Consider the following 26,610-nt stretch of genomic DNA (forward strand, 5'->3'; position numbering starts at 1 on the left):
CGCATAACAAAAGGGCGCTCCCACGGGAGCGCCCTTTTGTTATGAACCGCTTACTTGGCGGCGACCACGTTCAGGTTGAACTTGGCCGTCACGTCCGAGTGCAGCTTGATCTGGACCTGGTAACCACCGGTGGTCTTGATCGGGCCGGAAAGCTCGATCTTGCGCTTGTCGAGCACCGGGCCACCGGCCGCCTTGACCGCATCGGCGATCTCGGTCGCGGTGACCGAGCCGAAGAGCCGCCCGCCCTGGCCGGCCCGCGCCGACAGGGTGACCTTCAAGCCCTCAAGCTTGCCCTTGACCTCGTTGGCGTGCCCGAGGTCGCGGATCTCGCGGCCGGCACGCGCCCGCTTGATCGTCTCGACCTGCTTCTCAGCACCCTTGGTCCAGCCGATGGCGAAGCCTTGGGGGAGCAGGTAGTTGCGGCCGTAGCCGTCCTTGACCTCGACAACATCGCCGGGAGCGCCAAGGTTGGGCACCTCATTGGTAAGGATGATCTTCATGAAGCGCCTCCTCTCAGCGACCTGTGGTGGTGTACGGCAGGAGCGCCATCTCACGGGCGTTCTTGACCGCACGGGCTATCTGACGCTGCTGCTGCGTGGTCACGCCGGTCACCCGCCGAGCGCGGATCTTGCCGCGGTCGGAGATGAACTTGCGCAGCAGCGCGGTGTCCTTGTAATCGATGTAGGCGACACCCTCCTTCTCCAGAGGGTTCACCTTCTTCTTCGGTTTGCGCAGGGCCGGAGCCTTTGCCATTGCTCTTCCTCAGTCTGTTAGAACGGTGGTTCTTCGTCGAAGTTGTTGCCACCACCGGGACCGCCGACCGGCGCCGCGGTTGCCCACGGGTCGTCGGCGTAGCCGCCTTGGCTGGGAGCACCGGAGTTGCCTCCGCCGCCGCTGCCGAACCCTCCACCACTTCCACCGCCGCCACCGGAACGCGACATCTTCTGGACCTTCGCTGTGGCGTACCGCAGCGACGGACCGATTTCGTCGACCTCCAGCTCCATGACGGTGCGCTTCTCTCCCTCGCGGGTCTCGTAAGACCGCTGCCGCAACCGTCCAGAGACGATCACACGCGCACCGCGGTGTAGCGACTCGGCGACGTTCTCCGCCACCTGACGCCACACGTTGCACTGCAAGAAGAGTGGCTCGCCGTCTTTCCATTCGCCGGAGGCGCGGTCGAGGGTCCGCGGCGTGGAAGCGACGCGGAACTTGGCGACCGCAGCACCCGACGGGGTGAAGCGCAGCTCAGGATCGTCGGTTAGGTTACCGATGACCGTAATGGTGGTTTCTCCAGCCATAACTCAGCTCCTCGTATCACACTTGTCTGTTGCTCAGGCTCCCATAGCCGTGAGACAGCTTGTGTGAGGGGCGGGCCCAGGGGATTAGCCCGGAATCGTCAGCGGACGTCCGGACGGATGACCTTGGTACGCAGCACGGACTCGTTCAGCTTCAGCTGCCGGTCCAGCTCGGCTACGGCTGCAGGGGTGGCCTGCAGGTCGATAACCGCGTAGATGCCCTCGGCCTTTTTGTTGATCTCGAATGAGAGCCGGCGACGGCCCCACACATCGAGCTTTTCGACCGAACCACCCGACGTGCGGATCACGTTGAGATACGTGTCGAGCGACGGGGCAACGGTGCGCTCCTCGAGACTGGGGTCGAGGATCACCATGATTTCGTAATGACGCAAGACTTTCTCACCTCCTATGGGCTTGGCGGCTACGGCGGATCCGTAGCAGGAGGTCTAGCGACCGTGGAAGTGTACAGGGACCGGATCGAGTTAGACAAAAAGGACCGCGGGGCGCTCTTTCCGACTGCTGGGTGGGACCTGGGGAGGAACGACCACACCGACGAGAATGGAAAGGAACGCCCCGCGGAGTCTATGTTTTTGTCTAGTTAGGCGAACTCAACCCGAGTTGCCCGCTGTGTGATGATAGCGCGTATTGCGCCCGCTGTAACACCTACGACACACACTGTGGCGACAATTGCTAAAAGTCCGATTGGACCTTTATCGAGTGGCGTGTTCGAAGCCAGTCGTGGAGTCTGGCCATTCCCACCAGCGCCAACGACGACCGCCGGAGGAGAGTTAAGCGTATCGCCCTGCGGCCCAGGAGTGCCAGCACCGGCCACGTTGGCCGGGTCGTCGGGGAACAGGGGATCACCCGGAAGCGGTGGTAGCGAAGCAGCCGTGGTCTGCTGCGGGTTGGTCCCGGCCGGTGGCTTCGTGCTCTGCTGCGGCTGGGCAACCGGTGGCGCCGGCCGCGTCGGGCTGGGTTGCACCACGGGCGGCGGGACAGCGGTCACCGCCACGGTCAGCGCCTTGGTGTCCGAGGGGAGCAGGCATGACTGAGCCATCGTGATCGAGACCGGGCCGCGATGGAACTGAACCTCGACCGTTTCACCGTCCGCGACTGTGGCGCTTGGCGAGCCATCGATATTCAGCTGCGCTGCGGCGCCCAGGCCGTTGGTCAGACGGATCCTGGTCTCGGCACCGACGGTGACGCTCGGGGTGCTTGGCTTCGAATCGCACAGCAGCCCCGCCACCCCGGACGAGGTGAAGGTCACGTCCGCGCCGGGCGCGGCCGAAGCGGTGCTGGCCATGGGCAACCCGGCAAAGGCGCCAAGGGCGGCCATCGTTGCCAATCGTTTGAGCATCTCTCTACTCCCGGGGGCAGGCGTTGCGGGACACTCGGTCTAACGGAGTACTAGGCTGGCGAGATGCGCATCGGAGCCCACGTAGACCCAGCCGACCCCCTGGCCGAGGCCGCGGCACGCAAGGCGGACGTCGTGCAGTTCTTCCTCGCCGACCCCCAGGGCTGGAAGAACCCGCTGCCGCGGGCGGACGCCCAAGCACTGAAGGACAGCGATCTTCAGGTCTTCATTCACGCCCCCTACATCGTTAACGTCGCGAGCCCGAACAACCGCATTCGCATCCCGAGCCGCAAGCTGATGCAGGTCCACGCCGAAGCCGCCGCGACGGTCGGGGCCAGTGGCCTGATCGTGCACGGCGGGCACGTCGACAAGGGTGATCTCGCCGACGGCTTCGCCAACTGGCGTAAGGCACTGGAGCAGCACAAGGACACCGGGGTGCCGATCCTGATCGAGAACACGGCCGGCGGCGACAACGCCTGCGCCCGCAAGTTCGACGCGCTTGCCCAGCTCTGGGACACCGTCGGCGACCTGAACGTCGGGTTCTGCCTGGACACGTGCCACGCGCACGCCGGTGGGGAGGATCTCCTCAACATTGTCGACCGGGTTAAGGCCATCACCGGGCGCATCGACCTCGTTCACGCCAACGGCTCAAAAGACGGATTCGACTCCGGGCGCGATCGGCATGACAATCTCTTCGGCGGTGGCTCGCCCGGAACCCTCGACGCTGAGCTGGTGGCCGCGGTGGTGCGAGCCGCCGGGGCGCCGGTCGTGGTGGAGACGCCGGGAGGGGCCGACGGCCAAGGGGCGGATATCGCCTACCTGCGCGCACACCTGTGAGGGTCGATGGAAACCGAGACACCCGTGATCCAAGAAGAGGACGCCTTCGCCAAGTTCGGCCCGGGCGAAGAAGATGCCCCTTCCTGGGCGGGAAGAACAGCGCGCCGCATAGGCGACTTCTTCTCACACGAGTGGACGCTGGCCGCGCTCGCCGCGCTGGTGCTGGCGGCGATCATGACCTGGCCCACGCTGCGCTATCCGGCTTACCAGATCCCGCAGGACATCTGGGATCCAACGCTTGAAGCCTGGATGATCTCGTGGGGCGGGCATGCCATGCTCACCGATCCCAGCAACCTCTGGAACGCCAACGCCTTCTTCCCCAACACCTACAGCTATGCCTTCACCGACACGCTGCTCGGCTACTTTCCGCTCGGCATGATCGGGTCTGGCTTCACGGCGGCTGTGGTCAGGTACAACATAATCTTTGTTTTGTTGCATGCTCTGGCGTTTTTCGGCGCCTACATGCTGGTGCGCCAGCTTGGGTCGGGCAAGACCGGTGCAGCGGTGGCGGGGGCGGCTTTCGCTTACGCGCCATGGCGGCTCGCGCAGGGCGGGCACATGCACGTGCTGTCGACCGGCGGCATAGCGCTCAGCTTGGCGATGCTGGCTCGCGGGCACGGCTTCTCGCTGCGCCACGGCTATCGCCCGGAGAAGGCCAAGCCCGGCTGGGCGCTCGCGGGCTGGCTGACCGCCGCGTGGCAGATCAGCCTCGGCTTCGGCATCGGTCTTCCCTTCGGCTATGTGCTCGCGGTCATCACGGTGGTGGCCTTGATTGGCTTGATAGTGCGCCGTTTCCGCTCGGGCCCGTTCGTCTTCAGCTGGAAACTCATCACCGCCGATGTGGTGGGGGGTGTGGCCTTCGGCGCGGTGACCATTCTTATGGCGCTGCCCTACCTCCAGGTGGCCGAGTTGCATCCCTACGCGGTGCGGCAGGAAGCTGAGGTAGCGCTCTTCTCGCCGCCGCTGTTCGGGTTCTTCGTCAGTCCGGCCGAGTCGCAGCTCTGGGGCGAGGCGCACAAGGTGGCGCGGGAATCACTGCCGTGGCATCCGGAAATGACGATGCTGCCAGGCTTTGTCCTTTATGGACTCGCGTGTGCCGGCTTGATCTTCTCCATCTGGACGGTACGGCAACGCCTGCTGCTCCTGGCCGGGGTAGCGCTGAGCATCTTCCTCGCGATGGGCTCGCGTGCCCCGGGCGGCGGACGCCCCGGATACCTGACCCTGTACGACATCCTGCCCGGCTGGGACGCGCTGCGGACCTCCGGACGGCTTGTCATCTGGACCACCCTGCTGCTCGGCATCCTCGCGGCCGGTGCCGTGAGCGCCTTCGTCGAGCAGGCCAAAGAGCTTTCGCTGCCCCGGGTCACCTCACGAATGCCGGTATGGCTGCGCCTGGCCACGTTCATTCCCGTATTGCTGGTGCTGGTGGAAGGCCAGAACCTCACGCCGCACCCGACCGTGCCCAGGCCGCCGGCCGCGCTGGAGCTGGCGGCCTCGCCCATGCTCGTGCTGCCCAGCGATCAGCTGCGAGACGAGCACGTGATGCTGTGGCTGACCGACAAATACCAGCCGATCGTCAACGGCGGCAGCGGCTTCACGCCCAACAAGACGCAGGAGGTGCGGGAGCTGACCAAGTCCTTCCCGGACCAGGCCAGCGTCGACCTGCTGCGTTCGCTGGGCGTCAAGAGCGTGGTGGTGCTCCGGGAGCAAGTGCGGGGAACGCCCTATGAAGGGGCGCTCAACGCCTCCGGCGAGGACTTCGGGGTGAAGCGTGAAGACCGCTCCGACGCGGTCATCTTCACGCTGTAGCCGTCGTCCGGGTCGCCGCCGTAGGTGCGGCGCACCACGTCGAGCTCCGGATTGAGAATCTCCCTGACCACCAGCACGATCAGGGTGATCACCGATGCCGTCCGGGCGACCGAGGCCAGAACGAAGACCCCTTCGGGAATGACCGACCGGCCCGAGGCGCCCAGCAGCTCACCGTAGAAGGCGAGGAAGTAGGCCACCTCGGTGATCTGCCAGAACAGGAACGCTCCCCATTTGGGCCTGGCCAGCACGATCAGGGGAAGCAGCCAGAGCGTGAACTGCTGCGACCAGACCTTGCTGGTGACCAGGAACAGGGCGATCACCAGGAAAGCCAGCTGGGCGACGCGCGGCGGCGTCTTGGCCATCAACCCGAGGGCGAGAACTCCGGCGCAGCCGATGAGGAACAGCAGCAGCGCCAGGTTGGTGATCAAGGGGATGTCGCCCCAGAAGGCGGGGACGGAGCCGCCGAACAGCTCGGTGTCCAGGTGCCGCCCCACGTACCAGATCGTGCCCCAGTCGATGGGCCGGGTGGTGTTCAGCTCCATGAACCTGTACCAGTCCCGCCAGCTCAGCAGCATGACGGGCACGTTGATCACAGCCCAGGTCAGCACGCTCGCGATGACCGTCTTGATCAGCGGTGCATAGTCGCGTCGCCGGATGCAGACGATCAGCAGGGGACCGATCAGGAAAAGTGGCCAGAGCTTCGCCGACGTGCCCAGCCCGAGCATGATCCCGGCCAGCCAGGGCCGGCGTTTCCCCCACGCCCACAGCCCGCCGATCCCCAGCACGATGACGAGGAAGTCCCAGTTCACCGTGGCCGTGACGAGCAAGGCGGGGGAGAGGGCGAACAGAGCGGCGTCCCATGGCCTTCGCCGTCGCAACGACAGGATCATGGCGACGGTGGCCACCGCGAACGCCGACAGGAACAGCGCGTTGAGATCGTAGAAGGCCTGTCCCTGGTTCAGGTCCGGAAGCTTTTCCCCGATGGCGTGCACCGGCAGACCGAGCAGACCCATGAACGCGCCGGTGAGAACCGGGTACTCCACCTGATGGTCGTCCGGGATCGGCGACTCGGGAACATAAGGGATCTTGCCTTGATTCAGCCCCTCGGCGTAATAGAGGGCAAGCACGTCGGTGTAACAGAAGTTGGTGTACTGCTTGAGGTCGGCCCACGCGCCATCGCGACAGGGCGACTTCTGCACCCAATGCAAGGCAAGCGTGAGGCAGGTCAGCGCCAGCACGATGCGTGCGGCTGTCCAGATCCGGCCACCTCTGTTCGGTGTCTCCGTCACAGCGTGTTCGCCGCGCGGACCACCGATGGCCTCACTCAAACCCCGGACAAATGGATCTTCCTTGGCGGGAGAAACCACGACCTCACTCATGGAGAGCCATCTTGCCCTACCGCTAGCCCGGTTTGCGAGTAGGCAGTGTCGGGAGCACGGTCGGAGGTGGCGGTGTCGTCGGCTGCTTCGTCGGTTTCGGGCTGTCGCTGGGCTTCGGCGACTGCGTCGGCTCGGGCTGCGGAACAGGGCTCGGGCTCGGCGATTCGCCTGTGCCGCCGTCCGTCAGACCCATGCCCGTGATCGAGGGCAGCTTCGTCGCCGGAAGGTTGAGCTCCTTATGGACCTGGTCCATGAACTTCTTCCACAACCCGCGCGGGTAGGACGAGCCGATGTTGGCCCCACCCGGGGTCTTGATCGGCGTCTTGTTGTAGTCGTTGCTGCCGATCCAGAAGGTGGCGACCACCTGCGTCGTGAACCCGGTAAACCAAGCGTGCGCGTTGGTGCCGTCGTAGACCGGAGTCACGCCATCAGCCTTTTTAAGACCGTTTTCCCAGGTACCAGTCTTGCCTGCCGACTCCCGGCCGGAGCCTGCAACCGAGTCGCCCTTGGGGATCTGCTTGAGCACCCCGGTCACCTCGTCGGCCACTGGGCGCGGGATGGTCTGCTTCGGCGCAAGCTTCTCGTCGCCGATCTCCAGGTGTTCCCACTTGCCGTTGGCCCTGTTCTTGCGCTCCACCTTCAACACGAAATGGGGCTCGTTGTAGATGCCGTGGTTGGCGATGGTCGCTGTGCCGGTCGCGTGATCGAGCACCGTGATCGGGTACTGGCCGATGCCGGCGTAGTAGTCGAACGGCTTGCGGCCGGCGGGCGCGCCCTTGGTCAGATCGATCGCCTGTTCCGGGGAGTCTGTGGTCCACGCCGTGCGCACACCCGCGTTCGCGGCCATCTGCATCACCTTCTGCGGGCCGATCTTCTGGGTGAGCTCGAAGAACGGCACGTTGAAGGAGTCGATCGTCATCTGCTCGAGCGTGCAAGAGGCCACACAGGTCGGGCTGCCTTCACGGTTGGCGTTGTCGAGGTCGACGATGTCGCCCTTGGACTTCTCCAGCTTGCGAGAGTCCCACAGCGACTTGACCGAGATCTTCTCGTTGACCCCCGCCGCCAAGGTATAGATCTTGAAGGAGGAGGCCGGTGGGTGCGGCGCCTGTTTCCCGGCCCAGTCGGTGTTGGTGCCGCTGTTGGTGCCGCCGTAGTAGGCAAGCACGCGGCCTGTTCCCGGCTCCAGCGCGACGCCAGCGCCGATGATGTTCGGGGCCTGCGTGCTCAGCGCCGATTTGGGCAGCTCGCGGTTGAGCTGAGCCTCCATCGCGTTCTGCACCCGCTGGTCGATGGTCGTGGTGATCCGCAGCCCGGCGTTCTTCCAGTTGCCCAGCTTGTTTTCATTCAGGTACTTGACCACGCCGCGCTTGGTGAGCTCCTCCTCCACATAGCGGATCACGTAACCCGTGCCGCGGTCGGTGTAGCCCCATGCACCCGTGTTAGTGGCGCCCTCGAACGTCAGGACCTTCGGGTACTGCAAGGCGGATCTCTCGGAGGTACTCAGCCACTTCATCTCGACCATGTTGTTGAGCACGTAGTTCCAGCGATCCGTGGCCGCCTGCGGATCGTTCTGCGGGTCGTAGCCCTTCGCGCTGCCATCGGGTTCAGGCTGGCGCAGCACAGCGCCAAGGACGGCGGCCTGCTCCACCTTCAGCGTCTCAATCTTGTCCGGTGGGATTCCGAAGTAGACCTCGGCCGCTGCGCCTATGCCGTAGGCGCCACGTCCAAAGTAGACGGTGTTGAGGTAGAACCCCATGATGTCGATCTTCTGGTACTGGTCTTCGAGCTTGCGGGCCATCACCGCCTCGCGCAGCTTGCGGCCGTAGCTGACCTCCAGGTCATTGGCGGCGATCCGTGCATATTGCTGGGTGATGGTCGACGCGCCCTGGGTGGCGCCGCCGGTGAGGTTGTTCCACGCGGCGCGGCCAATGCCCCACAGGTCGATGCCGTGGTGCTTGTAGAAGTTCTTGTCCTCGCCCGCGATCAGCGCGTTTCTTACCTGCTCCGGAAGCTTGTCCACGGCGACTTCGGAACGGTTCTTGGATCCGAGCTTGGCAATCTGAGTCTTGCCGTCCGAGCCGAACACCTCGGTGCTGTTCTCCAGCGTCAGCTGATCGGGGGTGATGACCTGATCGTAGAAATAGGTGCCCGCGATGAGGCCGACCCCGCTGAACATGATGAGCAAGGCCAACCCGGCGATGATCCACCGGCGGCGCTTGTCCTTCTTCAGCCTGGCTTCCTTGTCGGCGACCCTGGGGACCGCCGAAGGAGCCGCGCTGGGCGGGATCGAGGCCACGCCGACCGTGCGGGAGGGCACGCTCGTCGGCATGGCCGCGGTGACCGGCGGCGGCTCGGGAACCATCGGTCGTGGCGCGGGAACACTTGCCCGGCCGGTGTAGGACTTCTCGCCGTCGGGTTGAGACTCATCGCCGTGAGAGGTCATCTATCCATCCACCGTCCAGATAAGGGATGCGGGGAGCCCGCGTCCCGCGAACTCCCCGGATCCGATCGTCTTACCGGGGTTTTGGCGTGACCGTTGCGGTCGGCCTTGGCCAGCCGCCACCACCGTTGCCGCCGCCGCCACCGCCGCCACCGCCAGGCCCAGTGGTCGGGCACAGCAGCGGGAACATGCACGGCGGCGCTGCGGGGGTGGGTGACTTACCATCGCCGCGCTGCGGATTACCGATACCCGTGGAGTTGGGAAGGCTAACCGCCTTCAGCGCAAGGTTCTTGTGAGCAAGGTTCATGAACTGCTCAAATATCTCGCCAGGAAGTCCGGACCCGCCGATCTTCTCGCCCTGAGCGTAGTTCAGCTTGCCGTTCTTGCCGGTGACGGGTGGTTTCGTGCGCAAAGGCAACTCTTGATCCTTATTGCCCACCCAGACCGCGGCTGCCAACTGGTCGGTGTACCCGACGAACCACGCATGCGCGTTCTCGCTCGGGAACGTCTCCGGGTTCGCCTCCCAGGTCCCGGTCTTGCCGGCGGTCTCGCGCTTGCCGTTGTCCAGCGCGTGGGTCTTCGAGATCTGCTTGAGCACCGAGGTCACCTCGTCGGCGATCTGCGGCTTGATCCGCGACTCGCCCTTGAGCACCTCACCGACACCGGGCACGATATCGAACTTGCCGTTCTTGTTGTTCTTCTTCTCGACCTTCATCACGAAGTGCGGCTTGAAGTAGGTGCCGTGGTTGGCGAGGGTCGCCGCACCACTCGTGTGATCAAGAACGGTGATCGGGTATTTGCCGAAGCCCACGTATGCGTCGAACTTGTTCTTCCCGTTGGGGTCGCCGACAAGGTCGTATGACTTGTCGCTGTCGATCGCCCACATTCGGGTGACCCCGGCCCGCGCCGCGGTATCGATGACCTTGTTCGCACCGATCTCCGCCGCGATCTTGTAGAACGGCACGTTATAGGACTTGACGGTCATCTCTTCGAGCGTGCAGTACTCGCCACAAGGGAGGTCACCGGGGTCACGGTTGGCGTTGCCCAGCGTGATCGGGTCGGTGCCGCCGTCTGCCTTGCTCTTCAGTGGCGTCGGGTTGACCATCGACTTGATCGAATAACCGCTTTCGAGCGCGGCTGTCAGCGTGTAGATCTTGAACGACGAGGCCGGGCGGTGCCCACCCTTGATCACGCCACCTTCGTTGTAGGTGCCCGCGAAGTCGGGCCCGGTGCCGTTGGTGCCGCCGTAATAGGCCATCACCCGGCCGGTCTTGGGATCGATGGCGGTGGCAGCCGCCATCATCGACTCCGGCATGGTGCTCATCAAGGAGCCCGCGATACTTCGCTGGATGTACTTCTGCAGCGCGTCCTGCACCCGCCAGTCGATCGACACGGTGACCCGGATGCCGCTGTCACGCCAGCTCTTGTATCCCTCGGCGTTGAGCTTCTTGATGTAGCCCTGCTGCTCCAGCTCGGCACGCACATAGTTGATCACGTGGCCGGTCCCTGAGTCGGTGTAACCCCACTCGCCGGTGTTCTTCGACGCGTCGAACGGAACCAGCTGGTCCTCGGGGAACTTCATCTGGTCGCGCTTGGCCTTGTCGAGCCAGCCCTTCTCCACCATGTTGTTGAGCACATAGGCCCAGCGGTCCTTGGCGGCGGCCATGTCGTTCTGCGGGTCGTAACCCTTTTCGGTGCCGTCGGGCTCGGGCTGCCGGAGGATGGCACCCAGGAGGGCGGCCTGCTCGACGGTCATCGTCTCGGCCGAGACCTTGTCACCGAAGAAGGCTTTCGCTGCCGCACCAACGCCGTCGGCACCGCGTCCAAAGTAGACGGTGTTCAGGTAGAAGCCGAGGATCTCGTGCTTCTCGTACTGGTCCTCAAGCTTTCGGGCCATCACGGCCTCGCGGAGCTTACGGCCGTAGGTCACATCCATGTCGTTGGCGGCGTGACGCGCGTATTGCTGCGTGATCGTCGACGCACCCTGGGTCTCGCCACCGGTCAGGTTGTTCCACGCGGCCCGGCCGATACCCCACAGGTCGATACCGTCGTGCTCGAAGAAGCTCTTGTCTTCGCCGGCGACGAGCGCATATTGAATCTGCTTGGGCAGCTTGCCTTCGCCATCAACCTTGTCGACGACAACGGGGATGCGGTTCTTCTTGCCCATCCTGGCGATCTGTTTGCCGTCAGCCGTCCACACCTCGGTGCTCAGGTCGAGGGTGAGCTCATCGGGCCGCTTCACGGTGTCGTAGAAGTAGGTGCCGGCGATGAGGCCACCACCGGTGAGCAGGATCATCAGCGCGACACCCGCGACGACCCACTTCTGCCACTTGGCGAAGCGGCGCTTGGAGGATTTGCGCTTCGGCCTCGGCTCGTCGTCGAACTCGTCCGGGCCTGCCGGACGAACGGCGGCCCGGCCGCTGGGCGCGGGCGCGGAAGGCGTGAGGACGGCGGCGCGGCCGCCGACCACCGGCACGCTGGCGCGGCCGCTGGCGCTCGGGTTCGGGGCACGGCCCGGCGCGGGCGCGTAATAGTTCGGGTCAGGCTGGTAACCCGCGCCATCGGCGTAGCCGCCGTGCTCGTGGTAGCCGTTGGGGTCTACGTACCCGTTGTATCCCGGGTAGGCGTTCTGGCCCTGGTAGTCGTTATATCCACCCTGCTCCGGGTAGCCGTAGCCGTTGTTGTCGACGTAACCGCCGTTCTGCTCCGGATATCCATACGCGCCCGGGGCGGGAGGTGGCGGCGGAACCTGAGCACGCCCGGCGCTCGGGGGGTAGTAACCGTCGTCGTACTCGGAGCCGGCGTGGGGGTCGCCGTACGAAGTCATCTGTCACACCGTTCCGGTCGGGGCTGTCTTTGGCCGCGTTAGGGGGTCGCGGCCGGAAACAGGAGCACTGGCCACTGAACTTCCCAAAAGATACTGCTCCACGAGGTGGTTCCAGTTGCAGCTGGTGCACACCTCGACCACAAACACTTGAAACTCACCGAGAGTATCGGCTAGAACCGCCAGCTCAGCACGCTTGCGTGCCTGGCCGGCCGAGTGTTTGAGCTGATCACCATAGATGTAATGGACGTAGGTGACAAATTCCTTGCGGCAGATCGGACACCGCTGCTCGGTGCTTTCACCGTGAAACCGTGCGGCGCTCTTGAGATAAGGCGACGCATCGCACACCTCACCGGTGCCCATCCTCCCCGCGTAAACCTCACGTAGCAGCGCTCGCCGTTGAAGCGAATAGTCGATCACCCCCGGGCCAGGCCGGGGAGCGGCCTTGGGCGCAGGGGAGGGCTGGCGCTGCGAACGCATGCAATGCAGGGTAACGGGTTCGAAAGCAGTCCGCGATGTCCGTCACGCAGCGTGATCGAGCTCATCCTCTACGCGGGATTGCGCAAGACTCGAGTCTCGTTCTAACGTAACGATGTATCGGGCCGATACATCGGCCAACCAGAAGGGGGTGACTCATGCTCGACCTGGCCATCCTCGGTCTCCTGCACGAGTCGCCCATGCATGGCTACGAGCTGCGCAAACAGCTCAACACCAAGCTTGGCGCGATCAGGGCAGCAATCAGCTATGGCGTGCTCTACCCCACACTTCGCCGCCTTCAAACACGCGGATGGATCACCGAGGCGGGGGAGACCCCAGCCGGTGACGAAGCAGTCCCACCCCTTACCAGTCGGCGCGGCAGGGTGGTTTACAAAATCACCGCCGAGGGCAAAGAGCGCTTCCAGGACCTCCTCGCGAAGGTCGGTCCCGAAACCTACGAAGACGCGGCGTTCGGGGTGCACTTCGCCTTCTTTTCCCGGACCAGCGTGGATGTCCGGTTACGCATCCTGGAAGGCCGCCGCCGCAAGATCGAAGAGCGGCGGGAGAGTTTTCGGGACGTGCTGGCCCGCGCCGCCGAGAGGCTCGACGCTTACACCCTGGAGCTGCAGAAACACGGGCTCGAGGCCGCTGACCGCGAGGTTCGCTGGCTGGAAGAGCTGATCGCCAATGAACGCAAGAACAGCCAGTCTCCGCCTGCGGACAACCCGTGGCGGCCATGATGAAAAAGGAGGCACCCGCCATGGGTTCCGTCCGTGTCGCCATTGTCGGCGTGGGTAACTGCGCTTCCTCCCTGATCCAGGGCGTGGAGTATTACCGCGACGCCGATCCGTCCCAGCGCGTGCCCGGTCTGATGCACGTTGACTTCGGCGGGTACCACGTCCGCGATGTCGAATTCGTGGCCGCTTTTGACGTAGACGCCAAGAAGGTCGGACGCGATCTGGCCGAGGCCATCGTCGCGAGCGAGAACAACACGATCAAGCTATGCGATGTGCCGCCGGTGGGCGTAACCGTCCAGCGCGGCCCGACTCTCGACGGCATCGGCCAGTACTACCGCGAGATCATCGAGGAGTCGGACGAGAGCGCGGTCGACGTCGTCAAGGCGCTCAAGGACGCCCGTGTCGATGTCGTGGTCTCCTACCTGCCGGTCGGTTCGGAAGCGGCGGACAAGTTCTACGCCCAGGCGGCGATCGACGCCGGCTGCGCGTTCGTCAACGCGCTGCCTGTCTTCATCGCTTCCGACCCCGAGTGGGCTCAGAAGTTCACCGATGCCGGCCTGCCGATCGTTGGCGACGACATCAAGAGCCAGGTGGGTGCCACCATCGTGCATCGCGCCCTGGCAAAGCTTTTCGAGGACCGCGGTGTCGAGCTGCTGCGCACGTACCAGCTCAACTTCGGCGGAAACATGGACTTCATGAACATGCTGGAGCGCAACCGCTTGGTGTCGAAGAAGATTTCCAAGACCCAATCGGTGACCTCGCAGATCCCGCACGAGGTGGCGAAGGGCGATGTCCACATCGGACCGTCCGACCACGTGCCGTGGCTCGAGGACCGCAAGTGGGCCTACATCCGCCTGGAGGGGCGCGCCTTCGGCGATGTCCCGCTCAACGCGGAGCTCAAGCTGGAGGTTTGGGACTCGCCCAACTCGGCCGGCGTCATCATCGATGCTGTTCGCGCCGCGAAAATCGCCCTCGACCGGAAAATTGGCGGACCACTACTCTCCGCGTCGAGTTACTTCATGAAATCGCCGCCGGTGCAGTACGCCGATCATGACGCTCACGAGGCGGTCGAGGCGTTCATTAAAGGGCAGCTTGATCGCTGATTGTTGATCTAAACACTACTCTCTGGCACCTGTGCCCTGGATCTGATCAATGGATCCAGGGCATAGTGAGTCCATGGCTAAGTCGAACTTGATGGACCGGGTCGCTAACGACCTGGCAAGAGGCCACACTCACCCGGCGAAGCAACGCTTACATAGTCTTATCGCGGCACATCCCAACGATTTGGACCTGAGACGGCAGTTGGCCGACGTCTACCGGAAAACGGGTGACCTGGTCGAAGCCGGTCGCTGGTCCTATCTGGAGGAAAGCGCCGATCCTATGGAGCTGCTCGCTTTCGAGCGGGCATATCCCTCGCCGGCCAGTCGCCGCGCAGCGTTGCGCTGGCCCGCCGATGCCCTCGCCCCCACCGACTGGGTCCGCCGCAAGCTCGCCGAGCTGCCGCCCGCCCCCGCGACCCAAACCCCCTCAGCTCCCCGGATGCGCATGGTTTTCCAGCTATCCTGGGCTCGCCTCAGCGCCGCCGCTGTCCTAGGTGGACTGGCCATCGTTGGCATCTATGCCATCGCAGAGCGGATAGCGGGGTGACGTCGGAGGGTAGATATGTCCGATCTGGACGTCCCTCCGAAATAGTGTGAATGATGGGTTTACTTCCGCTCACTCCTCCTTGAGGATCGTCACGTGGCGAAAGCGGACGTACTTGCTCGTGTGCGGGCCGACCTGGCGGCCGGGCATACCCATATGGCGATCCAGCGACTGCGCACGCTGCTGGCCACACTCCCCGACGACGTGGAGGTCCGGTCCCTGCTGGCCTCTGTCTACAGGCAGACCGGCAACCTCGTCGAAGCGGGTCGCTGGGGTTTTCTCACCGATGACGTCCGTCCTATTGAGCTAGTCGCCTATGCAAAAGCAAATCCCGATCCGTGGCAGCGGCTGCGGCTGTTGCAGTTTTCCGGTGACCCGGTAGGGCTTCCGGACGCGGCGGCGGATCGCCTGGTTGAGTTGGCCGATGAGGCGCAGCGTTCCGGCCCACCAACCCAGTGGGCCGGTGACTATCGCGCCCCCACCCGCAGCCGGGGTGCCACTTGGCCTTGCCTTTTCACCGCGATCGTGCTCACCGTCGTCACGGTGCTCGCCGCATTCGGCGCCATCCGCATCCTCGGCTGGGTAATCGACTAGCGCGCATTCTCGGCTGGAGAATCGACTGGCGCGCGGGAATTGCCAACACCCGCTACGTTGGCTGCCGTGAACCTGGTGACCATAATTTTCCTCGCCATCGGTGCGCTCGGCATCGTGGTCGCGGCCATAACACTCTTTGGTGGCAGCCTTTTCGACATAGGTGACGGCCTGTTCTCCACGGAGGCGGCCGCTACCTTCATCGGCGGCTTCGGCTTCGCGTCGGCCGCCGCTTACGAGCTGGCCGGGGAAACGGTCGGCGTGATCGGCTCGGCCGGCATCGGCGTGATCATTGCCGTCCCGCTGGCGTTCCTGGCGGCGCGGATGGTCGAACGCGTGGGCAACATGCCCACCGACGCCACCCCCACCGCCACGGATCTGTCCGGTGCCCGAGGTGTGGTGGTCACTCCCGTCCCAGCCGGTGGCTTCGGCGAGGTTCGCGTGCGTGTCGGTGGTCAGCCGATGAAGCTCTACGCGCGGGCGGCAAAGCCCATCGCGCTGGGCGCGGCGATCGTCGTCACGGAAGCGCTCAGTGAAACCAGCGTCGTCGTCATGGAGGACTGAAAAATGACACCCCTGATCATCGCGGGGGCGGGGGTAGCCCTGCTCTTGCTCGTCTTCGTCTTATTGGTGGTCTCCAGAATCAAGGTGGCCGGACCCAACGAGGCTTTCATCGTCACCGGCCGCAAGGGCAAGCGGATCGAGTCTGCTGACGGCCTGCGCTCCCACGACCTGTCCGGGCAGAAGGTGGTCATGGGCGCGTCCGTGTTCGTCCTGCCCGTTGTGCAAAAGCTCCAGGTCATGGATCTGTCGAGCCGCCGCATCCACGTCGAGATCACCGGCGCGGTGAGCAAGCAGGGTATCCGCGCCAACCTTCAGGGCGTCGCGATCGTCAAGGTCGGCGGCACCGAAGACGCGATCCGCGCCTCGGCCCAGCGGTTCCTGCACCAGCAGAGCGAAATCGAGGAATTCACCCGTGAGGTGCTCGCGGGCTCGCTGCGCTCGATCGTGGGCCGGCTGACCATTGAAGAGATCATCCGGGATCGGGCCGCGTTTGCCAGCAATGTCGCTGAGGAGGCCGAGCACTCCATGACCAACCAGGGTCTGGTGCTCGACACCTTCCAGCTTCAGGACATCGTCGCCGAGGGTAGCTACCTGCAGGACCTCGGCCGGCCCGAAGCGGCACGCGTGCTCAAGGATGCGTCGATCGCCGAAGCCAAGGCTCGCCAGGCGGCCGAGCAGGAAAGGCTGTTGGCCGAGGAGGCGATCGCGATCGCCCAGCGGGCACTCGAGCTCAAGAAGGCCGAGATCGCTGCCGAGATCGACGCGGCCAAGGCCCGGTCGGCCGCGGCCGGTCCGCTCGCCGAGGCCGAACGCCAGCAGGCCGTGCTCTCCGAGCAGCAGAAGGTGGCGGAGCGCAATGCGGAGCTCAAGGAACGCCAGCTGGACACCGAGGTGCGTAAGCCCGCCGACGCCGCCCGGTACAAGGTCGAGCAGGAGGCCGAAGGCGCGCGCAACGCCGCTGTGATGCAGGCCGATGCCCGCCGCCAGGCCACCATCGCGGCCGCGCAGGCTGAGGCCGAGCAGTCGCGGCTGACCGGTGAGGGCGAACGGGCCCGCCGAGCCGCCCTGGCCGAGGCGAACGCCATCGAAGGCGCCAAGGAGGGTGAAGCCGAGCAGCGGCGCAGGACAGCGATCGCCGACGCGATCGAGCGTGAGGGGCATGCCGAGGCGGCGGCCATTCTCGCCAAGGGACAGTCGGAGGCGGAAGCGCTGCAGCGCAAGGCGGAAGCCTTCGCCCACTTCAACGAGGCGGCCGTGCTCGACCTGATGGTCAGGATGCTGCCGCAGATCGTGGCGGCCGCGTCCGAGCCGATGCGCGGCATCGACAAGATGACGGTGATCTCCACCGATGGCGCGGGATCCTTGACCAAGTCGGTGGCGAGCAGCGTGGCGCAAGGGCTGCAGCTCGGGACGGATCTCACGGGGATCGATATACCCGCTCTCCTCGCGAGGTTGGGCGCCAACGGAAACAGCCAGCAAAAAGCAGTTGAAGGCCACCTCGAGAAGTCGTAGTAGAGAGGCGGACCCCACCTTCGCGACGTAAGGTGGGGTCCGTGTCGCAAACCGTGATCTCCACTACCCCCGGCTCGCGAGCCATCCTCGCCGGCTCCGGGTTTCGTCGGCTACTCACGGTGCGATTGACAAGCCAGATCTCCGATGGGCTCTTTCAGGCCGGGCTCGCCGGTTCGATCCTGTTCAATCCCAACCAGAAGAGCAGCCCGGTCGAGATCGCGATGGGCTTCGCTGTTCTGCTGCTGCCGTACTCGGTGCTCGGTCCTTATGTCGGCGTGCTGCTCGACCGGTGGGACAGGCGGGCCTCGCTGTCGGTGGCCAACCTGTCGCGGGCGGTTCTGGTGCTCCCGGCCGCGGCGCTGCTCTGGACCGGATCGCAGGGCCTCGGCTTCGGCTTGTTCGCCCTGCTCGTCATCGCGGTGAACCGCTTCTTCCTGGCCGGGCTGTCGGCGGCGCTGCCGCGCGTGGTGGAGGACGAAAAGCTGGTCCCCGCCAACGCTCTGGCGGCCACCCTCGGCACGATCTGCTACTCGATCGGGTTATTCACCGCCGCGGCGGTGATCTCGTTCCACCTGATCGGGGCCGGATCCCACGGCTACGGCGCCATCGCCGCCACGGCGTCGGTCGGCTATCTCGCCTCGGGTCTGCTGGCCCGCACGCTCTTCAAGCCCGACTCCCTTGGGCCGCTTGAACATGAGCGCCACACCGGCAAGCTCTCCCGAGCGGTCATCGAGGTGGCGCAAGGCATGGTCGCCGGTGCCGCACACCTGTTTGAGCGCCGCAAGGCGGCTCGCGCGATCGGCCTGCAGGCGATTTACCGCCTGCTTTACGGCACGCTGACCCTTGCCGTGCTGCTCCTGTTCAGCCGTTACTTCGGCGAGGAGGCCAACCGGGCCTCGCAGTCGCTGCGGGATCTCGGCCTGGTGGTCATCGCGGGCGCCGCCGGCGCGGCCGTGGCCGCTGTGGTCACCCCCATCGGCGTGCGCAAGCTCGGCCAGATCAGCTGGCTGGTCTCGCTGGTGGCGGGGGTCGGCGCGGTGGTCCTGCTCTGTGGGCTGCCCTTCAACAAGCTGTTGCTGCTGGTCGCGACGTTCCTGATCAATATTGCGTCGCAGAGTATGAAGATCATCGTTGACTCCACCATCCAGCACGAGTGCGACGACGCCTACCGCGGGCGCATCTTCAGCGTGAACGACACCGCTTTCAACCTCTGTTTCGTCGGCGGCCTCTTTATTACAGCGCTCGCGTTCCCCGCCGACGGCAAGTCGGTGGCCGGCCTGTTCAGCGTCGCGACGGGCTTTGTCGTGCTGGCGATCTGGTTCGCTATAAGTTCTCGTCAGCCCAACGCCGCAGTTCCTCCTGCGCCTGCTCAGGGCTGAGCGGGCCGCGTTCAAGGCGCAACTCCTTGAGGTACTGCCACGCCTTGCCGACGATCGGGCCAGGCGGGACACCGAGCAACTCCATGATCGCGTTTCCGTCGAGGTCGGGGCGCACTCGGGCCAGGTCCTCCTCTTCCCGGATGCGATCTATCCGCGCTTCGAGCGCGTCATAGTCCGAGGCGAGCTGGAGGGCCTTGCGGCGATTGCGGGTGGTGCAGTCGGACCGGGTCAGCTTGTGTAGCCGTGCCAGCTGTTCCTCGGCGTCGGTGACGTAGCGGCGCACCGCCGAATCGGTCCACTCGCCTCGGCCGTACCCATAAAAACGCAGGTGAAGCGAGACGAGCTTGGTCACCGCCTTCACGATGTCGTTCGGATACTTCAGAGCTTTGAGCCGCGCTTTGGCCATCCGCGCGCCCACCAGCTCGTGATGGTGGAAGCTGACCCCGCCGTCGGCGCCCACCGCCTTGGTGGCCGGCTTGCCGATGTCATGCAACAGCGCGGCCAGCCGCAGCACCAGATCCGGGCCGCCATCGGCCGTGTCGAAGCCGGCGGCGTTGCTCACCACCTTCAGCGTGTGCTCGTAGACGTCCTTGTGCTGGGCGTGCTCATCGATTTCCAGCCGAAGCCCGGCCAGCTCGGGCAGGAAGATGTCGGCCAAGCCGGTGTCCACAAGCAGCCTGAGCCCGGTCAGCGGGTCTTCGGCGAGGAGCAGCTTGGAAAATTCGTCGCGGATCCGCTCGGCGGTGATCCGGCTCAGGTCTCCGGACATCTGGGTCATCGCCTGACGCACCGCGGGATCGATCGCGAAGCGCAGCTGGGCCGCGAAGCGCGCCGCCCGCAACATCCGCAACGGATCATCGCCGAAGGAGAGGGACGGTTTTCCGGGGGTACCGATCCGGCGCGCGGCAAGATCGTCGAGACCCCCGAACGGGTCGGTGAAGCGGTGCTCCGGGAGGCTGACCGCCATCGCGTTGACGGTGAAGTCGCGCCTCAGAAGATCGTCTTCCAGCGAGGTTCCGTAGCGGACGCTCGGATTGCGGCTGACCCCGTCGTAGGCCTCGGCCCGGTAGGTCGTGACCTCCAATCGCAGCCCGTGCTTCTGCGCGCCGATCGTCCCGAACTCGCGGCCGGTCTCCCAGGTCGCCTCCGCCCACCCCTTGAGCAGGGCCAGGGTCTGGTCGGGATGGGCGTCGGTGCAGAAGTCGAGATCGTCGCCAAGCCGGCCGAGCAGGGCATCGCGTACGGAACCACCGACGAGATGAAGCTCATGTTCGGCGGCGGCAAAGCGCCTGCCCAGCTCGTCGGCGATGGGAGATACGCGCAACAGCTCGGCTACCGCGCTGCGCTGGGCTTGGTTTAGGCGTGAGGACGACATCGGAGAACCAGGGTAGCTGCATTAATGTTCTCGACATGAATCCCCCCGAGCGCTTGCCGATCGACGACCGGACAGCGCGCCTGCCGTTCGACGACCGGACGGCGGCCCTGCCGATCGACGAGGCCACCGTCGCGCTGCCCTTGATCGACCCCAGCAAGCCCGAGCCGGAGACACGCGGCACAGCCGCCAGCAATTCGGCGATGATGGCGATCGGGTCGCTGGTCAGCCGGGGCACCGGGTTCTTGCGCACCGCCGTGATGGCGATGGCGCTGGGCGGCTTCCTGGTCGGCAACGCCTACACCACAGCCCAGGTCTTCCCCGGAATGATCTACGAGCTGCTCATCGGCGGCATCATGTCCAGCGTTCTCGTGCCGATGATCGTGCGGGCACGGAAGCAGGATGCGGACCGCGGCGAGGCCTACACGCAGCGGCTGCTCACGCTCAGCCTCATCGTGCTGGGGATCACCACGGTCTTGGCGATCCTGTGTGCGCCACTGCTGGCCCTCGCCTACGCGAGTAAAGCGACAGTGGCCAGCAAGGATTTGATCACCGCGCTGTCGTACCTGATGCTGCCCACCATCTTCTTCTACGGGCTCTCCGGCCTGTGCGGAGCGATTCTCAACGCGCGGCACAGCTTCGCGGCCCCGGTGTGGACGCCGATTCTGAACAACCTGGTGGTCATCGGCACCGGCGTCTTCTACATGGTCACCTTCGGCACAGAGCTGATCTTGCCGGGCCAGATGACGCGAACCCAGGTTTTGGTGCTGGGCGGCGGTTTCCTGCTCGGCATCGTGACCCAGGCGCTGGCCCTGCTGCCCGCGCTGCGCCGAACCGGCTTCCGGTTCAAGGTGCGCACCGATTTCCGCAAGCTCGGCTTGCGCCACCTCGGCCGGGTCGGCGGCTGGATGTTCTGTTACGTGATCGTCAACCAGCTGGCCCTCATGCTGCTGTTCAACCTGCTCAACCGCAGCCCTGAAGGCAAAGCCGGAGCGCTGATCTACAACAACGTCTTCCTGCTGCTCATGATGGCGCACGGCATCTTCGCCGTCTCGATCATCACCGCGCTCCTGCCGCGAATGAGCGCGGCCGCGGTCGACGGCCGGGCGGAGGAGATCTCCCATTACCTCAGCCGCGGCATCCGAATGGTCACCGTGCTGTTGGCACCGATCGCGGTGATCTACTCGGTCTTGGCGTTGCCCATCTCGGTCGCGCTCTTCCAGGGTTTCGCGTTCACCGCGCAGGCGTCGGAGGCCAGCCGCTGGGTGCTGCTGGTCGCCGGGTTGACGCTGGTGCCGATGTCGGTGAGCCAGCTGTTCAACTTCACCTACTACTCGCTGCAGGACACCAAGACCCCGGCCCTGATCAACCTTCCGGTGGTCTCGTTGCGGCTTTCTTTCCAGCTGGCTTGGTTCGCCGCCACCACGGTCGCGGTCACCGCCGTCGGCATGATGATCGGCAACGGGCTCTCCTTCATCGTGGCCGGGCTGCTCTCGGCGATGCTGCTGCGGCGCCGGATCGGGCGCATCGGCTTGCGGGGGATCAGTGTCGCTATGGCCAAGGCGTTCGTGGCGGCCATCATTGCTGCCGTGGCCGGGCTGCTGACCGTCTACCTGCTCGACGCCAACCAGACCGCGAGCAAGGCCGATGCGTGGGTAGCGATGATCGTCGGCTCGATCGTCATCTGCGGGGTTTACGGGCTGGTGGCGCTCGCCCTTCGTACCCAGGAAGTCAATGATGTCCTTGGTCTTGTCCGCCGGAAGCTGGGGCGCTAGCGCTTTCGGGTGCCGAAGACCGATCGGATCAGCTGGGTTGCGGAAGCGGTGAGGATGCTCTTTGTGGTCTTCGAATCCAGGATCTGTTCGACAGCGCCTTTCTGGGCCTTGGGCGCCGGAGCGGCTCGCGGCTTGCGCTCCGGCGTGGGTGGCGCCTGCTCCTGAGCCATCCGGGCGGCAAGCATCTCGGAGGCCGACTCGCGATCGATCGCGTCCTTATATTTCGGGTACAGATAAGAGCCGCCGACCATGGTGGCCATGGCGTTCGCGTCGATGGCGGCCATCAGCGACTGCGGGGCGCGTAGCCGGGTCCACGCCACCGGAGTGGGCGCGCCCTTCTCGTTGAGGACCGTCACGATCGCCTCACCCGTACCAAGTTCGGTCAGCACCTCTTCCAGCTCGTAGGCAGAGTTCGGAAAGGTGGAAGCGGTCGCCTTCAACGCTTTCGCGTCGGCGGGCGTGTAGGCGCGCAGCGCGTGCTGGACCCGGTTTCCCAGTTGAGCGAGCACGTCCGGGTGCACGTCCTTGGGGGTTTGGGTGACGAAGAAGACGCCCACTCCCTTGGATCGGATCAGCCGCACGGTCTGGGTGATCGCCTCCAGAAACGGTTTGGACGCGTCACGGAACAGCAGGTGCGCCTCGTCGAAGAAGAAGACCAGCTTGGGTTTGTCGACATCGCCCACCTCGGGCAGCGACTCAAAAAGCTCGGCCAGCATCCACATGAGAAAGGACGAGAAGAGGGCCGGCTGCTGGATCACCCCGGGAAGTTCCAGCAGCGTCACCACTCCTTTGCCGTCTCCGGTCTGGCGCATCAGATCACCGATGTCGAATTCGGGCTCGCCGAAGAAGGCGTCCGCGCCCGCGTCCGAGAAGGCGATCAGGTTGCGCAGCAAGACTCCCGCGGTCTGCTTGGAGAGCCCACCGAGATCTTTGAGCTCCGCCTTGCCCTGCTCGGAAGTGAGATGCTGGATCACCGAACGCAGATCACCCAGGTCAACCAAGGGCAACCCTTTCTTGTCGGCGAAGTGGAACACCAGGTTGAGCGAGGACTGCTGGATTTCTGTCAGCCCCAATACCTTCGACAGCAGCAACGGGCCAAAATCGGTGACGGAGGCTCGCACCGGAACACCCGTTCCACGCCCGCCCAGCGTGAGAAACTCGCAGTAGTAGGCGGTTGGCGTCCAGGGCTGACCGAGTTCGGTCATGCGCTCAGTGATCTTTTCGTTCCCCTCGCCCGGGGCGGCCATGCCGCTGACGTCGCCCTTGATGTCGGCGAGGAACACAGGCACCCCATGATCGGCCAGTTGCTCCGCCAAAACCTGCAAAGTCTTTGTTTTTCCGGTACCGGTAGCGCCTGCCACCAGCCCATGCCGGTTCAGCAGCGAAAGCGGAATGCGGATCGGCGTCTCGGGATCGGCTTTACCATCGACCACAAGCGCACCCAACTCCAATGACGGCGTGGAAAACGCGTATCCTGCACGGATCGCCGCGATGTCCACCATCTGCACTCCCTTTGTCAACTTTTACCCAGATATCAGGAAGCCTAAAGGGAAGCCGGATGAGTTCTCGCGATTTCGCCTTGGGCAGGTAAGGTCAGTCAACGACAGGTGCCTGAGGCAAGGCTTTGCTCGCGAGGGAGGGACGGGTGACCCAGGTGGGCGATGGTCCGTCCGCGCCCCTCTCGGTGGCGGCTGGCGAGGTACTGGCAGAGCGATACCGCCTTGAGCGGCACATCGCCGACGACGGTGCCGGGCGACAGGTTTGGCGCGGGGTTGATGAGGTGTTGCGCCGGCCGGTGGCCATTGTGATGCGCCAACCCGGCGGGGAGTCAGCCGAGGAGATGCTCAACGCGGCGGTCGCGGCAAGCCGAGTCAACCATGGCAACCTGGTCGGGGTCTACGACGCTATCGATGAAGGCACCCGCGCGTTCGTGGTCCGGGAGTGGATCGATGGGGCCGCCCTGCGCGAACTCGTTGCAGAGGAAGGCAACTTCGACGCCGAGCGCACCACCGCCGTGCTGCACGGCGTGGCCGGCGCGGTCGCCGCGCTGCACTCCAGCGGCATGGCTCACGGCAATGTCCACCCGGGCACGGTGCTGATCGCCAACGACGGCCGGGTCGTCCTCACCGATGCGCGCGACGATGGCAACGCCAGCCTGGAGCGCGACACCCGCGCCATCGGCGCCTGCGGCTACTTCATGCTTACCGGCCACTGGCCCAAGGAGGGCGGGCGGGCCCCGTCCGTGTTGCCCGATGGGCGACGCGACAGCGCGGGCGCGCTTTCGGCGCCGCGCCAGGTGCGCGCCGGTGTGCCCACCTATCTGGACGATCTCGTGATGGATCTGCTCAACCCGGAGCTTTCGCCGCCGAGCGCGCAGGTGCTCGCCGCCGAACTGTCCAGGTTGGACATCGCCGACCAGCAGCTCTTTGGCGCCGGGCCATCCACGCTTCGCTTCGTCGAGGAAAACGAGACCGCCGAGCCGGGCCGCACACCCACACCCAAGCTGGTGGCCGTGGGCGGTGTCGCGCTTGCACTGATCATCACGGGCATGGTGCTCGGCGTGAAAGCGTTGAACGCCAACGCCGATCCGCGAAACAACGCCCAGCCCACGGCCGGCTCGAGCACCGGCTCGGTGAACCCGCGCCCGGTCACGCTGACCGCGGCCCAGGTGCGCATCGTCGATCCGAAGGGCGACCGGAAAGAGACCGAGAACGCGGCCCGGGTGGTCGATGGCGACCCCGACACCGCCTGGAAAACGAACGGCTACACCCGCGCCAACTTCGGCGGATCCAAGCCGGGCATGGGCATCCTCGTCAACCTTGGCGAGGTGCGGCATGTGGCCAGCGTCAAGGTGCAGCTCACCCTGCCCGGCGCCAGGGCCCAGCTGCGCGTGGGCGACGCGGATCCGGGTGACAGCATGATCGGCGACGGCAAGATCAATGAGACTTACGAGGCAATCGGCGACGTCCAGATCACTGCCAAGACCACCGTGTTCCCGGCGGATCTGAAGACGCAGTACGTGCTCATCTGGTTCACCGAGCTGCCCCTTGAGAACGCCAATTCGGCCAATCCGTACAAGATCGGGGTCGAGGAGATTTCGGTCGAGGTTCAGTGATCCCGTCCGACCCCCGTAGCGATGCCGATCTGCTCATGGCCCACGCCGCGGGCGACCAGAACGCCTTTGCCATCCTTTTTCACCGGCACCGGGACAGGCTCTGGGCGGTAGCCCTGCGCACGGTGGGGGACAGGGAAGACGCCGCCGACGCATTGCAGGAAGCGATGCTTTCGGCTCACCGCGCCGCTGGCCGCTTCCGGGGCGAGTCGGCGGTGACGACCTGGCTGCACCGCATCGTGGTCAACGCTTGCGTCGACCGGCTACGCCGGCGTCAGGCCCATCGCACGGTTCCGCTGCCGGGACAAGACAGCACGCAGGATGAGGAACGTTGGCACACCGGCCGCCACGAGCCCGCGACGCCGCCCATCGATCACGAGACTGCGATGGTGGTTCGGCAGGCGCTCGCCCAGTTGCCCTTTGAGCAGCGCGCTTCGCTGATCCTCGTTGACCTCGAGGGGCACTCGGTGGCCGAAGTGGCCCAGATGCTCGGCGTCGCCGAGGGCACGGTGAAGAGCCGTTGCTCACGCGGCAGGGCGAGACTTGCAACACTTTTGGGGCATCTACGCAACCCTGACAGCGCTGGATACGTCCCACCGGGCACGCATACCGCATCGGGAGGAATCCTTTGAGCGCGCAAGTAGATCATGACTTGCTCGCCGACTATGTCGGCGGCGCTCTTGACGGCACACCCGAAGCCGACCGGGTTGCCCAGCTCATCGCCAGCTCACCACAGTGGCGGTCGGCGGCCGACGAGCTCACCGCGGCTCTGCGAGCGGTCTCCGATGACCTCGGGGTGCTTCGTGAGGCCCCGGAAATTATGCCGCCAGACCTGGTGACGCGCTTTGACGAGCTGCTCGCCTCCCCGGCCATGGCCCCGACCGCGGCCCGGCCTGCGATGGATCCGCTGGCTGCGCGCCGGCCCACCCGGTCCACCAAGCAGGCCAAGCGCTTGCGCAAATGGGCGGTGCCGGTCGCCATGCTCAGCGTGGTGTTCGGTTTCCTGGCCTTCGCCAATCTTTTCCCGCCCACCGCGACGAGGAACGAATCACCCCTCAGCGCGCGTGACGAGGCGGGCGCAGCGGAGATGACCGATGCGAAAGCGCTTCCCGTGCCGACGGTGACCAGCGGGAAGCACCACAATCGGTCCAGCCTGGGCGGCAGCACCAGGATGACCTCGGAGTCGGTCCCGCCGGCCACCACCTCGAAGACCGATTCGGCGTCGCCTTCGCCCGGGATGGGCATCAACGGCGGGATTCCGCCTGAACTGATGCGTCTGACCGATCCTGTGGCGTTGCAGCGCTGTCTTGACGCCATCGCGACCGTCCTGCCCGGCATAGCCACGTTGATCGACTACGCCTACTTTGAAACGCAGCCGGCGCTCGTGATCTCCATCACGTCAATCGGTGGGAAATGGACGTTTGTCGCCGGTCCGGGGTGTGGGATCAAAGGTCCCGACGAAATCTTCCGCACGCCACATCAGTGAGCTGACGCACGGCTGCTGAGCAA

The 26,610-nt window shown here is 65.2% G+C and carries 24 protein-coding genes; 13 read left to right on the forward strand and 11 right to left on the reverse strand.

Annotated features, from left to right (window positions below):
• Nucleotides 1–50: 50 nt before the first annotated feature.
• The 5 genes from rplI to Rhe02_RS34720 all read right to left on the reverse strand — a co-directional run bounded on the left by rplI (nucleotide 51) and on the right by Rhe02_RS34720 (nucleotide 2,652).
• Nucleotides 51–500, reverse strand: coding sequence for a 50S ribosomal protein L9 (gene rplI, locus Rhe02_RS34700; protein WP_203912683.1), 450 nt, complete (start codon nucleotides 498–500; stop codon nucleotides 51–53).
• A 13-nt stretch (nucleotides 501–513) separates the two neighbouring features.
• Nucleotides 514–753, reverse strand: coding sequence for a 30S ribosomal protein S18 (gene rpsR, locus Rhe02_RS34705; RefSeq protein WP_203912684.1), 240 nt, complete (start codon nucleotides 751–753; stop codon nucleotides 514–516).
• A 17-nt stretch (nucleotides 754–770) separates the two neighbouring features.
• Entirely contained in the window at nucleotides 771–1,298 is a 528-nt protein-coding gene (locus Rhe02_RS34710) for a single-stranded DNA-binding protein (protein ID WP_203912685.1), read from the reverse strand.
• A 98-nt stretch (nucleotides 1,299–1,396) separates the two neighbouring features.
• Nucleotides 1,397–1,687, reverse strand: a complete 291-nt coding sequence (rpsF, locus tag Rhe02_RS34715) for a 30S ribosomal protein S6 (RefSeq protein ID WP_203912686.1) — start codon at nucleotides 1,685–1,687, stop codon at nucleotides 1,397–1,399.
• A gap of 206 nt (nucleotides 1,688–1,893) precedes the next feature.
• Nucleotides 1,894–2,652, reverse strand: coding sequence for a hypothetical protein (locus tag Rhe02_RS34720; protein WP_203912687.1), 759 nt, complete (start codon nucleotides 2,650–2,652; stop codon nucleotides 1,894–1,896).
• Between the two features lie 63 nt (nucleotides 2,653–2,715).
• On the opposite strand from Rhe02_RS34720, the gene Rhe02_RS34725 reads away from it, so the two are divergent.
• Both Rhe02_RS34725 and Rhe02_RS34730 read left to right on the forward strand, forming a co-directional pair.
• Nucleotides 2,716–3,486 carry a deoxyribonuclease IV gene (locus Rhe02_RS34725; RefSeq protein ID WP_203912688.1) on the forward strand — a complete coding sequence of 257 codons (771 nt, stop codon included), beginning with the start codon at nucleotides 2,716–2,718 and terminating at the stop codon, nucleotides 3,484–3,486.
• 6 nt (nucleotides 3,487–3,492) lie between these two features.
• Complete coding sequence (locus tag Rhe02_RS34730; RefSeq protein WP_203912689.1) at nucleotides 3,493–5,295, forward strand: hypothetical protein; 1,803 nt, start codon at nucleotides 3,493–3,495, stop codon at nucleotides 5,293–5,295.
• Here Rhe02_RS34730 and Rhe02_RS34735 read toward each other — a convergent pair.
• From Rhe02_RS34735 to Rhe02_RS34750, 4 genes are all read right to left on the reverse strand, one after another.
• A complete protein-coding gene (locus Rhe02_RS34735; protein ID WP_203912690.1) occupies nucleotides 5,211–6,674 on the reverse strand; it encodes a glycosyltransferase family 87 protein in 1,464 nt (487 codons plus the stop codon). The two genes, Rhe02_RS34730 and Rhe02_RS34735, sit on opposite strands and share 85 nt — an antisense overlap.
• Before the next feature lie 22 nt (nucleotides 6,675–6,696).
• Nucleotides 6,697–9,117: a transglycosylase domain-containing protein gene (locus Rhe02_RS34740; protein ID WP_203912691.1), complete on the reverse strand. Its 2,421-nt coding sequence runs from the start codon at nucleotides 9,115–9,117 to the stop codon at nucleotides 6,697–6,699.
• Nucleotides 9,118–9,187: 70 nt separating this feature from the next.
• Entirely contained in the window at nucleotides 9,188–11,941 is a 2,754-nt protein-coding gene (locus Rhe02_RS34745; protein ID WP_203912692.1) for a transglycosylase domain-containing protein, read from the reverse strand.
• Between the two features lie 3 nt (nucleotides 11,942–11,944).
• A complete protein-coding gene (locus Rhe02_RS34750) occupies nucleotides 11,945–12,418 on the reverse strand; it encodes a DUF5318 family protein (protein WP_203912693.1) in 474 nt (157 codons plus the stop codon).
• Between the two features lie 155 nt (nucleotides 12,419–12,573).
• Here Rhe02_RS34750 and Rhe02_RS34755 point away from each other — a divergent pair, with 155 nt between their 5' ends.
• The 7 genes from Rhe02_RS34755 (at nucleotide 12,574) to Rhe02_RS34785 (ending at nucleotide 18,842) form a co-directional block, all read left to right on the forward strand.
• On the forward strand, nucleotides 12,574–13,155 hold the full coding sequence (locus tag Rhe02_RS34755) for a PadR family transcriptional regulator (RefSeq protein WP_203912694.1): 582 nt from the start codon (nucleotides 12,574–12,576) through the stop codon (nucleotides 13,153–13,155).
• 20 nt (nucleotides 13,156–13,175) lie between these two features.
• Nucleotides 13,176–14,255: an inositol-3-phosphate synthase gene (locus Rhe02_RS34760; RefSeq protein ID WP_203912695.1), complete on the forward strand. Its 1,080-nt coding sequence runs from the start codon at nucleotides 13,176–13,178 to the stop codon at nucleotides 14,253–14,255.
• Between the two features lie 73 nt (nucleotides 14,256–14,328).
• Nucleotides 14,329–14,799 (forward strand): DUF6584 family protein, encoded by a 471-nt coding sequence (locus tag Rhe02_RS34765; RefSeq protein WP_203912696.1) that lies wholly within the window; start codon nucleotides 14,329–14,331, stop codon nucleotides 14,797–14,799.
• Between the two features lie 93 nt (nucleotides 14,800–14,892).
• Complete coding sequence (locus Rhe02_RS34770) at nucleotides 14,893–15,390, forward strand: DUF6584 family protein (RefSeq protein ID WP_203912697.1); 498 nt, start codon at nucleotides 14,893–14,895, stop codon at nucleotides 15,388–15,390.
• A gap of 66 nt (nucleotides 15,391–15,456) precedes the next feature.
• On the forward strand, nucleotides 15,457–15,951 hold the full coding sequence (locus Rhe02_RS34775) for an NfeD C-terminal domain-containing protein (protein WP_373320751.1): 495 nt from the start codon (nucleotides 15,457–15,459) through the stop codon (nucleotides 15,949–15,951).
• A 3-nt stretch (nucleotides 15,952–15,954) separates the two neighbouring features.
• On the forward strand, nucleotides 15,955–17,463 hold the full coding sequence (locus Rhe02_RS34780) for a flotillin family protein (protein ID WP_203912698.1): 1,509 nt from the start codon (nucleotides 15,955–15,957) through the stop codon (nucleotides 17,461–17,463).
• A gap of 41 nt (nucleotides 17,464–17,504) precedes the next feature.
• Nucleotides 17,505–18,842: an MFS transporter gene (locus Rhe02_RS34785; RefSeq protein ID WP_203912699.1), complete on the forward strand. Its 1,338-nt coding sequence runs from the start codon at nucleotides 17,505–17,507 to the stop codon at nucleotides 18,840–18,842.
• Here Rhe02_RS34785 and Rhe02_RS34790 read toward each other — a convergent pair.
• Nucleotides 18,787–20,217, reverse strand: coding sequence for a CCA tRNA nucleotidyltransferase (locus Rhe02_RS34790; protein WP_203912700.1), 1,431 nt, complete (start codon nucleotides 20,215–20,217; stop codon nucleotides 18,787–18,789). The two genes, Rhe02_RS34785 and Rhe02_RS34790, sit on opposite strands and share 56 nt — an antisense overlap.
• A gap of 35 nt (nucleotides 20,218–20,252) precedes the next feature.
• Between Rhe02_RS34790 and murJ the strand changes: the two genes are divergently transcribed.
• Complete coding sequence (gene murJ, locus Rhe02_RS34795; protein WP_203912701.1) at nucleotides 20,253–21,989, forward strand: murein biosynthesis integral membrane protein MurJ; 1,737 nt, start codon at nucleotides 20,253–20,255, stop codon at nucleotides 21,987–21,989.
• Here the strand turns inward: murJ and Rhe02_RS34800 are convergent.
• Complete coding sequence (locus tag Rhe02_RS34800; protein ID WP_203912702.1) at nucleotides 21,986–23,491, reverse strand: helicase HerA-like domain-containing protein; 1,506 nt, start codon at nucleotides 23,489–23,491, stop codon at nucleotides 21,986–21,988. The two genes, murJ and Rhe02_RS34800, sit on opposite strands and share 4 nt — an antisense overlap.
• Nucleotides 23,492–23,634: 143 nt before the next feature.
• On the opposite strand from Rhe02_RS34800, the gene Rhe02_RS34805 reads away from it, so the two are divergent.
• From Rhe02_RS34805 to Rhe02_RS34815, 3 genes are read left to right on the forward strand one after another with little or no spacing between them, the layout of a single operon-like run.
• Nucleotides 23,635–25,104: a protein kinase family protein gene (locus Rhe02_RS34805; protein ID WP_239124246.1), complete on the forward strand. Its 1,470-nt coding sequence runs from the start codon at nucleotides 23,635–23,637 to the stop codon at nucleotides 25,102–25,104.
• Nucleotides 25,101–25,733, forward strand: coding sequence for an RNA polymerase sigma factor SigM (gene sigM, locus Rhe02_RS34810; RefSeq protein WP_275412667.1), 633 nt, complete (start codon nucleotides 25,101–25,103; stop codon nucleotides 25,731–25,733). The genes Rhe02_RS34805 and sigM overlap by 4 nt, the downstream gene beginning before the upstream one ends.
• Entirely contained in the window at nucleotides 25,730–26,587 is an 858-nt protein-coding gene (locus Rhe02_RS34815) for a hypothetical protein (RefSeq protein WP_203912703.1), read from the forward strand. The genes sigM and Rhe02_RS34815 overlap by 4 nt, the downstream gene beginning before the upstream one ends.
• Nucleotides 26,588–26,610 lie beyond the last annotated feature (23 nt).

The organism is Rhizocola hellebori, from assembly GCF_016862955.1.
GTDB lineage: Bacteria > Actinomycetota > Actinomycetes > Mycobacteriales > Micromonosporaceae > Rhizocola > Rhizocola hellebori.

Bases quoted from the DNA above. Each gene is read 5' to 3' on its own strand.
- rplI (WP_203912683.1), bottom strand. From the start codon at position 500: ATGAAGATCATCCTTACCAATGAGGTGCCCAACCTTGGCGCTCCCGGC.
- rpsR (WP_203912684.1), bottom strand. From the start codon at position 753: ATGGCAAAGGCTCCGGCCCTGCGCAAACCGAAGAAGAAGGTGAACCCT.
- Rhe02_RS34710 (WP_203912685.1), bottom strand. From the start codon at position 1,298: ATGGCTGGAGAAACCACCATTACGGTCATCGGTAACCTAACCGACGAT.
- Rhe02_RS34720 (WP_203912687.1), bottom strand. From the start codon at position 2,652: ATGCTCAAACGATTGGCAACGATGGCCGCCCTTGGCGCCTTTGCCGGG.
- Rhe02_RS34725 (WP_203912688.1), top strand. From the start codon at position 2,716: ATGCGCATCGGAGCCCACGTAGACCCAGCCGACCCCCTGGCCGAGGCC.
- Rhe02_RS34730 (WP_203912689.1), top strand. From the start codon at position 3,493: ATGGAAACCGAGACACCCGTGATCCAAGAAGAGGACGCCTTCGCCAAG.
- Rhe02_RS34735 (WP_203912690.1), bottom strand. From the start codon at position 6,674: ATGAGTGAGGTCGTGGTTTCTCCCGCCAAGGAAGATCCATTTGTCCGG.
- Rhe02_RS34740 (WP_203912691.1), bottom strand. From the start codon at position 9,117: ATGACCTCTCACGGCGATGAGTCTCAACCCGACGGCGAGAAGTCCTAC.
- Rhe02_RS34745 (WP_203912692.1), bottom strand. From the start codon at position 11,941: ATGACTTCGTACGGCGACCCCCACGCCGGCTCCGAGTACGACGACGGT.
- Rhe02_RS34750 (WP_203912693.1), bottom strand. From the start codon at position 12,418: ATGCGTTCGCAGCGCCAGCCCTCCCCTGCGCCCAAGGCCGCTCCCCGG.
- Rhe02_RS34755 (WP_203912694.1), top strand. From the start codon at position 12,574: ATGCTCGACCTGGCCATCCTCGGTCTCCTGCACGAGTCGCCCATGCAT.
- Rhe02_RS34760 (WP_203912695.1), top strand. From the start codon at position 13,176: ATGGGTTCCGTCCGTGTCGCCATTGTCGGCGTGGGTAACTGCGCTTCC.
- Rhe02_RS34765 (WP_203912696.1), top strand. From the start codon at position 14,329: ATGGCTAAGTCGAACTTGATGGACCGGGTCGCTAACGACCTGGCAAGA.
- Rhe02_RS34780 (WP_203912698.1), top strand. From the start codon at position 15,955: ATGACACCCCTGATCATCGCGGGGGCGGGGGTAGCCCTGCTCTTGCTC.
- Rhe02_RS34790 (WP_203912700.1), bottom strand. From the start codon at position 20,217: ATGTCGTCCTCACGCCTAAACCAAGCCCAGCGCAGCGCGGTAGCCGAG.
- murJ (WP_203912701.1), top strand. From the start codon at position 20,253: ATGAATCCCCCCGAGCGCTTGCCGATCGACGACCGGACAGCGCGCCTG.
- Rhe02_RS34800 (WP_203912702.1), bottom strand. From the start codon at position 23,491: ATGGTGGACATCGCGGCGATCCGTGCAGGATACGCGTTTTCCACGCCG.